Source organism: Olsenella uli, from assembly GCF_016900775.1.
Classification (GTDB): Bacteria; Actinomycetota; Coriobacteriia; order Coriobacteriales; family Atopobiaceae; genus Thermophilibacter; species Thermophilibacter uli_A.
Genome location: NZ_JACJKN010000005.1, coordinates 130698 through 142893, shown reverse-complemented (window position 1 = coordinate 142893; position 12196 = coordinate 130698). Strand labels below are relative to the sequence as shown.

The window sequence follows — 12196 nt, the reverse complement described above, 5'->3', positions numbered from 1 at the left end:
AGATGTGTATAAGAGACAGGCGCCGGCCCCCGCCGCGCCCGCCGCCGAGCCGGGCCTGGGGCGTCGCGGCCCGAGCCACGCCGCTCGCGACTACGAGGACGTCGCCGAGAACTACGTCAGCCGCCTCACCTTCCGCGAGCGCATGGCGCGCCGCGCGGAGGGCGTCGCGGCGACGCTCAGGGCGCGCATGGACGCGGGCAGGATGGCCGGCGTCCCCGTCATCGAGCGAGCGGACGGCACGGTCGGCGACGTGGGGACGAGCTGGTGGACGGCCTCCGTCGGCGCGGACGCCATCCCCTCGTCCTTCTCGATCGCCCCCGACGACCCCCTTGCCATCCCTGCCGACTTCACCGGGATGGACCGCAAGCTTGAGGCGGGCCTCTCCTTCGACCCCAACGCCTCGCTTCTGCGCGCCGGGGCCTCCCGGAAGGGCATCTCCGGACGCGTGGCCTTCGTCGACGAGGGCGCGTACCCCGAGCGCCGCTCGGTCGAGGAGCTCACCGAGGACGACGACTGGGCCGCGGCGCTGCGCTCGCTCGACGAGCTGGTCTCCGCCGAGCTCCCGCGACGCGACCCCATCGAGTTCATCGATGCCGTGGGCGGGTCCGACACGCTCGACGAGCCCGACAACCTCGAGCCCGACACGGCGTTCATCCCCTTCCGCCCGCCGGCGGGCCACCCCGAGGTCGTGGACACGGAGACCTACGTGGACTACCTCATCAAGGACGAGTTCTCCAAGAACTCCTCCCGGGCCGTTCGCCGCAGCTCGCGCCGGTTCCTGCGCGTGCTGGAGGGCGGGACGCAGCGCTCGGCGCACCTCGCGGGCTCGCCGTCGCCCGAGCGGCCGGCGCACGCGCCGCGCCACTTCGCGTCCACTGACGCGGCGGAGGCGTGATGGGGGCACGGGGCGACTCGGCGCGGCGGCCCCTCGTCAGGTGGGCCGTCGCGCTCGTCGTATGGGTCGCCTTCATCTGGGGGCACTCGCTCGTCCAGGGGCCGCAGTCATCGCTCGAGAGCGGGGCGGTCGTGGGCCTGCTGCGGCCGCTCTTCGAGGCCGTCGGGGTGACGGACGCGGACGGCATGTCGCTCGTCGTGCGCAAGTGCGCGCACTTCTCCGAGTACGCGGTCCTCGGCGTCCTCGTCCGCGGGCTTCTCGCCGCGCGCTGGCGGGGTTCCGGCGCGCCCGCGCTGCCCGCCGGCTACCTCGCCGCCCTCGTGCCCGTGATAGACGAGTCGATCCAGCTTCTCGTCCCCGGCCGCTCCGGGAGCCCCGTTGACGTCTGCATCGACCTCGCCGGGCTTCTTGCGGGCGCCCTGCTCTCCTGGGGCGTCTCCCGCCTCGCCTCGGGCCGACGCTGACGGCGACCCGACAGACTCCCCCGGGACCCTTGTCAGCATGACAAAGGCCCCGGGGGAGTTCGTCAGGAAGGCGCGGCGATTGTTTCGGCGCTGTTAGCAGCATCACAGCTCGGTTAACAAATCCTCCACATCGCTTATGTGCGTCCGGGCGCGGGCGTACGGTAGCTGCACGCTTTACGCAAGAAGCGACGGGAGGAGAAAGACATGTTTGAGAACATTTCCAGGCGGCAGTTCCTCGGCGGCTCCGCGGCGGTGTTCGCGGCCCTCGGCCTTGCCGCCTGCGGCGGCAACGGCGGCGGCGACGCCTCCGGCGACGGCGCGTCGAGCATTAAGGTGGGCATCCTCGGCCCGCACACGGGTGACGTCTCGTCCTATGGCCTCGCGTGCAAAAACGGCGCTCAGCTCTACTTCGACCAGCTCAACGCCGACGGCGGCATCAACGGCAAGACCGTCGAGTACCTCGTGGAGGACGAGAAGGGCGACGCCACCGAGGCCGTCAACGCCTACAACAAGCTCGTCCAGGACGGCGTGGTGGGCATCGTCGGCGACGTCACCACCATCCCGACCGTCGCCGTGGCGCAGGCCTCCGTCAACGACAACATGCCCTGCGTGACCCCGTCCGCCACGGCGGCCGACGTGGTCACCTACGGCAGCAACTTCTTCCGCGCCTGCGTGACCGACCCGGAGCAGGGCCGCGTCATGGCCGCCTTCGCCGAGGAGCAGGGCTACAAGAGCATCGCCACGCTCTACCTCTCCGGCGACGACTACTCCGAGGGCGTGAACAACGCCTTCTGCGAGGAGTGCCAGGCCAAGGGCATCACCATCACCACGCAGCAGTCCTACTCGGACGGCGACGTGGACTTCAACACCCAGATCACCAACATCATGGGCACCAACCCCGACGCCATCCTCGTCCCCAACTACTACCAGGACGACGGCAAGATCGTGACCCAGGCCCGCCAGCAGGGCTATGACAAGGTCTTCCTCGGCGCCGACGGCTGGTCCGGCATCTTCGGCGGCTCCGAGAACTACGCCGCCGCGGCCGACCTGCACGACTGCTACTACTGCTGCGCCTTCACGGGCTCCAACAGCGGCGAGTCCGTCCAGGAGTTCATCTCCGCCTACCAGGAGGCCTACGGCGAGGCCCCCACGAACTTCTGCGCGCTCGGCTACGACGCCGCCATGGTCCTCGCCAACGGCATCAAGGCCGCCGAGGAGGCCGGGCTCGAGGCCGGGACCGACGAGTACCTCCAGGCCGTCATCGACGGCATCGCGTCGGGCACCGTCCAGGGCGTGACCGGCTCCATCTCCTACGAGGGCACCGGCGACCCCGTCAAGTCCTCCCTCATCATCACCTTCGCCGAGGACGGCTCCGAGGAGATCTTCGAGACCGTCGGGGTGTAGGGGATAGCCCCACCGATCGTCCCGGGGCATCGGGCCGTCCGCGCCCGGTGCCCCTTTCATGGTTCTTATCGGCATCTGCTGGCCCGCGGGGCGCCGCCCCGCCCGTCTTCATGAGAGGAAGTGCCCGGACGTGGACATGTTCCTGTCACAGCTGCTCAACGGCCTGCAGCTCGGCAGCATCTACGCGCTCGTCGCGCTGGGCTACACGATGGTGTACGGCATCATCCTGCTGCTCAACTTCGCGCACGGCGACATCATCATGGTCGGCGCGTACATCTCCTGGGTCGTCATGGCGCAGCTCGGGCTGAGCCCCGTGCTCGCCATCATCCTGTCCGTCGCGGGATGCGTGCTCGTGGGAGTCCTTATCGACAAGGTCGCCTACGCACCGCTGAGAAACGCCCCCCGCCTCTCGATCCTCATCACCGCCATCGGCGTGTCCTACTTCCTCGAGAACGGCTCGCAGCTCGTCTTTGGGGCCGACGCCAAGGTGGTCCCGTCGTTCACCTCGGTCCAGACCCTCCACCTCGGCGACCTCTCGCTCTCCTTCGCCGCCGTGGTGACGGTCCTCGTGACCGCCGTCGCGACGGTCATCCTCACCCTCGTGGTGCAGAAGACCAAGCTCGGCAAGGCCATGCGCGCGGTCTCCGAGGACATGGGCGCGGCCCGGCTCATGGGCATCAACGTCAACTCCACGATCTCGTTCACCTTTGCCGTGGGTTCGGCCCTCGCCGGCATCGGCGCCGTGCTCTACTGCATGGCATACGCCCAGGCCTCGCCCACGATGGGCATGATGCTCGGCACCAAGGCCTTCGTGGCTGCCGTGCTGGGCGGCATCGGCTCCATCCCGGGCGCCGTGGTGGGCGGCCTGCTCGTGGGCTTCGCCGAGATGCTCGTCACCTTCGCGGGACTCTCCGTCTGGAAGGACGCCGTGGTGTTCCTGCTGCTCATCGTCGTCCTCGTGGTCCGTCCGACCGGCATCTTCGGCCGGACGATGAACGAGAAGGTCTAGGGGGTGCGCGCAATGAAGGAAGAGGCCATGGCCGAGAGGCGGCCCATCATCTCGGCCGGGGGACCCGCCCCGGCCGCGCCGGGCGCGCGCCGCAGCCTGCCCATGCCCGTCCGCTACGCCATCAACGCCGCGCTCGTGCTCGTTCTTCTCGTCGTGGGCGAGCTCCTGATCAGCGGGGGCGCCATCAACCGCTACCAGTCGACGGTGGTCGAGCAGGTGGGCATCTACATCATCCTCGCCGTCTCGCTCAACATCGCCACGGGCTACCTGGGGCAGCTCCCGCTCGGGCACGCCGGCTTCATGTCGGTCGGCGCGTACGGGTGCGCGATCTTCGTCACGCGCATGGCCGACGTGCTCGGCATCGCCGTGCGCGACTTCGCCACGGGCTCTCCCGTCGCGGTGGCCGTGGCGCTGGGCGGCCTTGTGGTGGGGGGCCTGTGCGCCGCGGTGGCCGGCATCATCATCGGCATACCCGCCCTGCGCCTCAAGGGCGACTACCTCGCCATCATCACGCTCGCCTTCGCCGAGATCATCCGCGTGGTGATGCTCAACATCGACAGCGTGCTCGGCTTCGAGCTCACGGGCGGCGCGGCCGGCTTCACCGGCATCCCGGGCTACTCGAGCTTCCTGCTCGTCTTTGGTTGCGTGGCGGTGGTGTGCTTCCTCATCCACACGATGATGAAGTCGCGCCACGGCCGGGCGATCCTCGCGATCCGCGACAACGAGATCGCGGCCGAGGCCACGGGCGTCAACACCACCTACTACAAGACCCTCGCCTTCGTGGTGTCCGCGTTCTTCGCGGGCGTGGCGGGCGGCCTCTACGCCGGGTGTGTGGGCGTCCTGCAGCCGGCCTACTTCGGCTTCATGAAGTCCATCGAGATCCTCGTCATGGTGGTGCTCGGCGGCATGGGCTCCATGCTGGGCTCCGCACTCTCCGCCACCGTGCTCACGATTCTGCCCGAGGCGCTGCGCGCCTTCTCCGAGTACCGCATGATCGCCTATGCCGTGGTGCTCGTCCTCGTGATGATCTTTCGCCCGCAGGGCCTGCTCGGCTCCTATGACTTCTCGCTCTCCCACGTGATCGAGCGCGTCATGAACCGCGACTTCCCGTGGAGGAAGAAGGCCGCGCCCGCGGACGCCGCCGACGGAAAGGAGGTGAGCGCCGATGCCGAGCGATAAGAAGAGGCACCGCCCCGTCCTCGTGCAGGTGGAGACGCCCAACCTCATCCCCGAGCGCGACCTCGGCACCATGCCGGTGCTCCAGGCCGAGCACCTGGGGATCGACTTCGGTGGCCTCACCGCCGTGGACGACTTCAACATCGCCATGGGCCGCACGGAGATCTCCGGCCTCATCGGCCCCAACGGCGCCGGCAAGACCACGATCTTCAACCTGCTCACGAGCGTCTACAAGCCCACGCGCGGCACCGTCCTCGTTGACGGCTACGACACCGCGAGCAAGTCCGTGGCCGAGGTCAACCGCATGGGCGTTGCCCGCACCTTCCAGAACATCAGGCTCTTCTCGCAGATGAGCGTGCTCGAGAACGTGCTCGTGGGCTATGGCAACGCCATGAGGACGAACCTCATCACGGACATGCTCCGCCTGCCGGGCCACTGGCGCCAGGAGGCCGAGTACCGCGAGAAGGCGCTCGAGCTGCTCGACATCTTCGACATGCGCAGGTACGCCGGCACCCAGGCGGGCAACCTCCCGTACGGCGCCCAGCGCCGCCTTGAGATCCTGCGCGCGCTGGCGACCGGCCCCAAGGTGCTGCTGCTCGACGAGCCGGCGGCGGGCATGAACCCCGCCGAGACCGAGGAGCTGATGGAGAACATCCTCAAGATCCGCGACGAGTTCCAGATCGCCATCCTCCTGATCGAGCATGACATGAGCCTCGTCATGGGCGTGTGCGAGGTCGTGGGCGTGCTCGACTACGGCAAGATCATCGCCAAGGGCACCCCCGAGCAGATCCAGAACGACCCGCGCGTCATCGAGGCCTATCTCGGCAAGCAGGAGGTGAAGTAGATGGCTCTTCTCTCCGTCAAGGACCTGCACGTCTCCTACGGCGCGATCAAGGCGGTCCGCGGCATCTCCTTCGACATCAACGAGGGCGAGATCGTGACCCTCATCGGCGCCAACGGGGCCGGCAAGTCCACCACGCTCAACACCGTGGCGGGCCTCATCAAGCCCGACTCGGGCTCCGTGGACTTTGAGGGCTCCTCGCTCGTGGGCCTGCGCGCCCACAAGATCGTGGAGCGCGGGCTTGCCCTCTGCCCCGAGGGCCGGCGCGTCTTCACGCAGATGACCGTTGCTGAGAACCTGGAGATGGGCGGCTACACGCGCTCGGACGCCGAGAACCGCGAGACGCTCGAGAAGGTCTACGCGCACTTCCCGCGCCTGAAGGAGCGCCGCGGCCAGGTGGCGGGCACCCTCTCCGGCGGCGAGCAGCAGATGCTCGCCATGGGGCGCGCCCTCATGAGCAGGCCCCGCCTGCTCATGCTCGACGAGCCCTCGATGGGCCTCGCGCCGATCCTCGTGCAGGAGATCTTCGAGATCGTGAAGCAGCTGAACGAGGCCGGGACCACGATTCTGCTCGTGGAGCAGAACGCCAACATGGCGCTCAAGATCGCCGACCGCGCCTACGTCCTGGAGATAGGCACGATCAAGAAGACGGGCACCGGCGCCGAGCTCCTCGTGGACGACGACGTCCGAAAGGCCTACCTCGGCGGCTGACAACCTCGCGTACCTGGGCGGCAGAGCGTTGCCGCCCTCGTCCCAGGCGGCGGACCACCCTCCCGGGTCCGCCGCCTTTTCGTGCCGCGGGTTCTTCTCGCCCCTGCCGCATAAACTACCTGCGATTGGGTGGCAACCTTGATGCTTCGCGCGCTCTTGCATCAAGGTTGCCACCCAATCGCTGCATGGCCTTGGCGATTTTGGGCTTTTGGGCGGATGGGCTCGGCTGACGCTCCTCCTGACATAAAAGATGCCACCCAACGGTCACGTGTTTGAGTGGCGAGAAGGACCTCTCATGGCGCGGGAAAGGTCAAATACCCAATTGTCCTCACTTCTTGGCGCATCGTCCGCGGGACCTCTCGAAGCGCCCTGCGGCGTGAGTCGTGCGGATTGTGTGAAGCTCGGGCCGCATGGCGCACCAACAGCGGCAAATCGTCCCCCCAATCTCAAATCTACCCCTTCTCATCAGGCGTTTTCCAGCTTCCCCGCAGCGTACCGAATGCTGACGGGACGCCCCCTCGGCGAGCGTGGCGCCATGGGGGTACGCTCCGAACACCTGAGGGAGGGGACGGGATGGAAGAACGCATCTGCATAGGGTTCGAGAGCGCGCGGGACTACTGGAGGAGGGTCGGCCGTGCGGTGGCCCGTGACAACGCTCCCCTCGACGGTCGTCCGCCCCTGCTCGTGCGCATCCTCTTTGACGAGGGCAGGGGCATAGACCTGGCCTCGGCGCCCTCGAGGACGAGGGCGACCTCCGTCCCCGCGCGCGTGCGGGCGCCAAGGGTGGCCGACCTTCTCGTGCGCGTCCCGGAGTTCGGGCCCCGCGTTCACGTCTGCGTCTCTCGGCAGGCGGGCAGGCACGTTGCCCGCGGGTCCGTCCCGCATCTCATGACGGGGAGCTATCCCATCGGGTCGTTTCGCATGGCGGCTGACGTCGAGGGGCTGATGGTTCCCTCCCCAGAGCTTGCCTTTCTCCAGATGGCGCGAGTTCTCGATGACGACGAGCTCGTCGTCTACGGTCACGAGCTCTGCGGGTACTATGCGCGCGACAACGATGGGAGCGGCTTCGTCAACTGCCCGGCGTGCACGTCCACGTCTGCGATCGGCTCCTACCTTGACCGGCTCGAGCGCCTGCGGAAGGAGCGCAGGGAGGGGCTTCCTCCCGGGATGGCGCAGGCGCGCAAGGCCGTGGGCCGCGTCCTTGACGGAGCCGCGTCGCCGGAGGAGGCGGTCGTCTCCATGGTCCTCTTCGGTCGGCGGCGAATGGGCGGGTTTGGGCTCCCCGCGGGCCGGCTCAACGAGGTCGTCCGGCTGAGCTCCGCCTCCGCGCGGCTCTTTGGGCTTGACTCGTTCGTGTGCGACATCGGGTGGCCGGGGCGCGACACCGTGTTCGAGTATCAGGGCTCGCAGCACAAGCTGAGGACGCGCGCCATGTATGACCTGCGCAAGGGCAACGTTCTCGGGGCGGACGGCAGACGCGTCGTGCAGATGAACCGAGCAATGCTGTCGAGGCAGGACCTCGTCGAGGAGGTCGCCAAGTCGCTCGCGCTCGGGCTGGGCGTGCGCTGGCGACCGCCGGACGTCGCGCTTCGGACGCGGCAGCTCCGCTTTAGGAACAAGCTGCTCGCCGACCTTGAGGGCGAGGCCTGAGCCCCAGGGCATGGGGCTGTGTGGGCTGTCAGAAAACGGCCCTGATTGGGTGTCTCGGCCATTCCGAGCCCTAGGGTTGCCCCCATTTGGAAGAAGACGGCTGCGACTGGGTGGCATGTTTTATGTTCGGAGATTCCGCTGCCGCCGTGACGACCCCAAGGCATGCGGAAGCGCCGGGTTTCTGCGGCAACTGGGTGGCATTCTTGATGCGAAGGTATGTGGGGCATCAAGGATGCCACCCAATCGGGTGGGGTTTGTGCGTGGGGCCGAGAAGGGCGACGGGGCCGAGAAGGACGGTGGGCCGAGAAGGGCGGCGCGGGGCGAGAAGGACGTCGGGCCGTGGAGGCACCGTCCTTCTCGCCCCGGGCGTTAGTGGACCTCGACGGTGGTGCCGAGGGTGTTGGCGGGGAGGGTCTGCAGCCAGTAGCCGGGACAGGCCTCGGCGAGCGCGGAGGCCACCTCCGCCGCGGGGGCGTCCCCGTCGGCCACGGCGATCATCGTGGACCCGGAGCCGGAGATGAAAAACGCGCAGGCGCCGGCCCCGAGGGCCGCCTCGCGCAGGGCCTCGTAGTCGGGGATGAGCCTCGCGCGGTACGGCTCGTGCAGGCGGTCGTGGCAGGCGGCGGCGAGCAGGTCCGCGTCGCCGAGCTCGAGCGCCCGCACCACGGCCACGCAGCGGCCCATCTGCCAGACAGCGGTCTCGCGGGAGACCTCCTCGGGAAGGACGCGCCGGGCGTCGGCGGTGCGCACCTCGTAGGGCGGCGCCACGGCAACGAAGCGCAGGTTGCCGGCAACGTCCATCCGCGTCGAGGTGGTCACGTCCCCGTCCACGAACGAGCTCACGAGCCCGCCGAGGAGCGCCGGCGCCACGTTGTCGGGGTGGCCCTCCATGGCCACGGCGAGCTCGAGCGCCCGCTCGCGCGAGAACCCGCCCGCGGAGAGCGCCATCGCGGCCCCCACGCCGGCGATCACGCAGGCGGAGCTGGAGCCGAGCCCGCCCGAGAGCGGGATGGGGGAGAGGATCGTGATGTGCAGCGGCACGGCGTCCGTGCCGAGCCGCGAGCAGGCCTCGAGGTAGCTCTGCCAGACGAGGTTGTCCTCGCCGCGGAAGCGCTCCTCGCAGCCCACGACCTCGAGGCGCTCGGCGGGCGTCATGAGAAACGTCGCCGTGAGGTCGAGCGCGAGGCCCAGGCAGTCGAAGCCCACGCCCACGTTGGCCGAGGTCGCGGGCACGCGGACGATGACCATCGGCCGCTCGCGGCCGTCGGCACCGATCACAGGAACACCCGCGCGCAGGCGGACTCGACGAAGGCCCCCATGTGCTCGCGGTCGCAGACGTCGTCGTGGACGACCTCGCTGGCGCGCAGGCCCGAGAGCTGCGCCGGCGCGACGGTGCCCGTGAGGTGCTCGAGGGCGTCCATGCAGGCGAAGCCGTTCATGCCGTCCGTGACCTCGCCGAGGGCGGCCAGCACGTCCGCGGAGAACTTGTACGGGCTCGCCGTGGAGAGGCAGACGCGCGCCGAGCCGTCGGCGGGCGTGGCGTCGAGCACGTGCTTTGCGACAGCGGTGTGCGGGTCGATGAGCACGCCGAGCTTGTCCCAGGTGGAGCGGATCGTCTCGCGCGTGGCGGCGTCGTCGGCCCGGCCGCAGGAGAAGACCTCGCGAATCTGGTCCATGACGCGCTCGGGCACGGTGTAGACGCCCTTCTCGGCGAGGTCGGCCATGAGGGAGGACACAAGGTCGCAGTCGCCCTCGGAGGCAAAGTAGAGCAGGCGCTCCAGGTTGGAGGACACGAGGATGTCCATCGAGGGCGAGATGGTCTTGTGGAACTCGCGCCGGCGGTCGTAGGTGCCGGTGGTGAGGAAGTCCGTGAGGACGTCGTTGGCGTTGGAGGCCACCACGAGCCGGCGCACGGGAAGCCCGAGGCGCCTGGCGTAGTAGCCGGCGAGGACGTCGCCGAAGTTGCCGGTGGGCACGCAGTAGGTGACCTCGTCGCCCATGCGGATGGCGCCCGCGCGCACGAGCTGCGCGTAGGAGTCGAAGTAGTACGTCACCTGCGGCGCGAGGCGCCCCACGTTGATGGAGTTGGCGCTCGAGAGCACGACGCCGCCCTCAGCGAGGCGCGCGGCGAGCTCGCGGTCGGCGAAGATGCGCTTGACCTCGCCCTGGCAGTCGTCGAAGGTGCCGCGCACGGCGCAGACGGCCACGTTGCCGCCGAGCTGGGTCACCATCTGGAGGCGCTGGATGTCGGACACCTTGCCGTGCGGGTAGAAGACCGTCACGCCCGTGCCCTCCACGCCCGCGAAGCCGTCGAGCGCGGCCTTGCCGGTGTCGCCGGAGGTGGCGGTAACCACCATGATCTTGCGGCCGTCGCCGGCGCGCGCCACGCTCATGAGCTGCGGCAGCATCTGCAGCGCCACGTCCTTGAAGGCGCAGGTGGGGCCGTGGTAGAGCTCGAGCAGCCAGTCGGCGCCGAGCGGCGTGACGGGGCAGACGCCGGGAGCGTCCCACTGCGCGCCGTAGGCGGCCCCCACGCAGCCGGAGAGCTCGTCTGCCGCGTAGTCCGGCAGGAGCGTCCCCAGGACGAGGCGCGCGGTCTCGCGGAAGCCCTGGCCGCAGACGGCGCCCAGGTCCACGTTCTTCTCGCCGAGCGCGTCGGAGACGTAGAGGCCGCCGTCGGGTGCGATGCCCGCGAGGATAGCTTGCTTGCTTGTTACGGATTGCGCGTCCGAGCGCGTGCTGTGGTAGAACGGGGTCACTGTGGCTCCTTGCGTCCGAGGTACCCGTGCCTTGCTTGCAAGTATCATAGCCGCGGGACGCGCGACGGCCGCGCGTTGGATACACATTCGAAAGATTGGACGAGACGCATGAAGATCGCCCTCCTCGGCTTTGGCACGGTCGGTCGCGGGGTTGACCAGATCATCTCCGAGCGCGTGCCCGACGTGGAGGTCGCGCGCATCCTCGAGCTGCCCGACCGCCTCAGCGACCCCCGGATGACCGCCAGCTACGACGACATCGTCTCCGACCCCGAGATCGGGCTCGTGGTGGAGTGCATGGGCGGCGTCGAGCCCGCCCGCACCTACATCACGGCGGCGCTCCGCGTGGGCAAGCACGTCGTGACCTCCAACAAGGCCGTCGTGGCGGCGCACTTCGCCGAGTTTGCGGCGGAGTCGGCTGAGACGGGCGCGGGCCTCTACATCGAGGCGGCGGTCGGCGGCGGCATCCCGTGGATCGCGAGCGTGGAGAAGGCCCGCCGGGTGGACGAGGTGACGGCGTTCTCGGGCATCATGAACGGGACGACCAACTACATCGTGGACGCCATGCGCCGCGAGGGGGCCGAGTTCGCCGACGTGCTCGCCGAGGCCCAGCGCCTGGGCTACGCCGAGCGCGACCCCTCCGCCGACATCGACGGCGTGGACGTGGCCAACAAGACCATCATCTCGGCCTGCGTGGCCTTTGACGTGGCGTGCGAGAAGAACCTCCCGGTGACGGGCATCCGCAACCTCCGCAAGGCCGACCTCGACCTCTTTGCGGCCCAGGGGCGCACGGTGAAGCTGCTCGGCCGCGGCGTCAGGGAGGGCGGGCGCTACGCCGTGGCCGTCGAGCCGGTGGCCGTTGCCGCCGAGTCGCTCGAGGCCAGCGTGCCCGGCAACTTCAACCTGGTGACGCTCGACGCCACCACGGTGGGGGAGCTCAAGTTCTACGGCCAGGGCGCCGGGAGCCTCCCCACGGGCAACGCCATCGTGCAGGACGTGCTCGACTGCGTCCGCGGCGCCCGCCGGCCCGCCTACGACTTCTCGAGCGGCCTGGCCTACGACCCCACGCTGCTGCGGGGCGACTACGTGTTCCGCACCGCGGCCGAGCTCGATGGCGAGGAGCCCTACGGCAAGGGCGCCTACCTCGTGCGCGGCCTCACGGCGGAGGGCGCGCGGGCGATTCTCTCCGAGGCCCTTCTCGCCGACCCCACCTCGTTCATGGCTGCGCTCGCCTGACAGGGATGCTGACAAAGGTGTCAGGGCATTTTGTCAGGTTTTCTAGGAAGGCAG

Annotated in this window: 11 protein-coding genes; 9 read left to right on the top strand and 2 right to left on the bottom strand. The window is 69.1% G+C overall.

The genetic code is table 11. The features are described 5' to 3' along the window. From H6A23_RS05005 to H6A23_RS04970, 8 genes are all read left to right on the top strand, one after another. Nucleotides 1-895: hypothetical protein (locus H6A23_RS05005; RefSeq protein ID WP_353653017.1), on the top strand; the 895-nt coding region annotated here is incomplete at its 5' end. After that, complete coding sequence (locus tag H6A23_RS05000; protein ID WP_204831090.1) at nucleotides 895-1359, top strand: VanZ family protein; 465 nt, start codon at nucleotides 895-897, stop codon at nucleotides 1357-1359. The genes H6A23_RS05005 and H6A23_RS05000, both read left to right, overlap by 1 nt. A gap of 204 nt (nucleotides 1360-1563) precedes the next feature. Further along, nucleotides 1564-2763: an ABC transporter substrate-binding protein gene (locus H6A23_RS04995; RefSeq protein WP_204831089.1), complete on the top strand. Its 1200-nt coding sequence runs from the start codon at nucleotides 1564-1566 to the stop codon at nucleotides 2761-2763. A 136-nt stretch (nucleotides 2764-2899) separates the two neighbouring features. Next, entirely contained in the window at nucleotides 2900-3772 is an 873-nt protein-coding gene (locus H6A23_RS04990) for a branched-chain amino acid ABC transporter permease (RefSeq protein WP_204831099.1), read from the top strand. A gap of 27 nt (nucleotides 3773-3799) precedes the next feature. Further along, entirely contained in the window at nucleotides 3800-4951 is a 1152-nt protein-coding gene (locus tag H6A23_RS04985; RefSeq protein WP_286165810.1) for a branched-chain amino acid ABC transporter permease, read from the top strand. Next, nucleotides 4938-5792 carry an ABC transporter ATP-binding protein gene (locus H6A23_RS04980; RefSeq protein ID WP_204831087.1) on the top strand — a complete coding sequence of 285 codons (855 nt, stop codon included), beginning with the start codon at nucleotides 4938-4940 and terminating at the stop codon, nucleotides 5790-5792. Before H6A23_RS04985 ends, H6A23_RS04980 begins: the two co-directional genes overlap by 14 nt. Then, nucleotides 5793-6500: an ABC transporter ATP-binding protein gene (locus H6A23_RS04975; RefSeq protein WP_204831086.1), complete on the top strand. Its 708-nt coding sequence runs from the start codon at nucleotides 5793-5795 to the stop codon at nucleotides 6498-6500. Nucleotides 6501-7073: 573 nt separating this feature from the next. After that, nucleotides 7074-8150 carry a hypothetical protein gene (locus H6A23_RS04970; RefSeq protein WP_204831085.1) on the top strand — a complete coding sequence of 359 codons (1077 nt, stop codon included), beginning with the start codon at nucleotides 7074-7076 and terminating at the stop codon, nucleotides 8148-8150. A 369-nt stretch (nucleotides 8151-8519) separates the two neighbouring features. Here H6A23_RS04970 and thrB read toward each other — a convergent pair whose 3' ends face one another. Both thrB and thrC read right to left on the bottom strand, forming a co-directional pair. After that, nucleotides 8520-9428, bottom strand: a complete 909-nt coding sequence (gene thrB / locus H6A23_RS04965; RefSeq protein WP_353653016.1) for a homoserine kinase — start codon at nucleotides 9426-9428, stop codon at nucleotides 8520-8522. Beyond that, on the bottom strand, nucleotides 9425-10909 hold the full coding sequence (thrC, locus tag H6A23_RS04960) for a threonine synthase (protein ID WP_204831084.1): 1485 nt from the start codon (nucleotides 10907-10909) through the stop codon (nucleotides 9425-9427). The genes thrB and thrC overlap by 4 nt, the downstream gene beginning before the upstream one ends. 108 nt (nucleotides 10910-11017) lie before the next feature. Here thrC and H6A23_RS04955 point away from each other — a divergent pair, with 108 nt between their 5' ends. Beyond that, complete coding sequence (locus tag H6A23_RS04955) at nucleotides 11018-12142, top strand: homoserine dehydrogenase (RefSeq protein WP_204831083.1); 1125 nt, start codon at nucleotides 11018-11020, stop codon at nucleotides 12140-12142. Nucleotides 12143-12196: the final 54 nt, after the last annotated feature.

What these genes read in the sequence shown, in the direction of transcription:
- H6A23_RS04970 (WP_204831085.1), top strand. Translation starts at nt 7,074, where the DNA reads ATGGAAGAACGCATCTGCATAGGGTTCGAGAGCGCGCGGGACTACTGG.
- H6A23_RS05000 (WP_204831090.1), top strand. Translation starts at nt 895, where the DNA reads ATGGGGGCACGGGGCGACTCGGCGCGGCGGCCCCTCGTCAGGTGGGCC.
- H6A23_RS04955 (WP_204831083.1), top strand. Translation starts at nt 11,018, where the DNA reads ATGAAGATCGCCCTCCTCGGCTTTGGCACGGTCGGTCGCGGGGTTGAC.
- H6A23_RS04975 (WP_204831086.1), top strand. Translation starts at nt 5,793, where the DNA reads ATGGCTCTTCTCTCCGTCAAGGACCTGCACGTCTCCTACGGCGCGATC.
- H6A23_RS04980 (WP_204831087.1), top strand. Translation starts at nt 4,938, where the DNA reads ATGCCGAGCGATAAGAAGAGGCACCGCCCCGTCCTCGTGCAGGTGGAG.
- H6A23_RS04985 (WP_286165810.1), top strand. Translation starts at nt 3,800, where the DNA reads ATGGCCGAGAGGCGGCCCATCATCTCGGCCGGGGGACCCGCCCCGGCC.
- H6A23_RS04990 (WP_204831099.1), top strand. Translation starts at nt 2,900, where the DNA reads ATGTTCCTGTCACAGCTGCTCAACGGCCTGCAGCTCGGCAGCATCTAC.
- H6A23_RS04995 (WP_204831089.1), top strand. Translation starts at nt 1,564, where the DNA reads ATGTTTGAGAACATTTCCAGGCGGCAGTTCCTCGGCGGCTCCGCGGCG.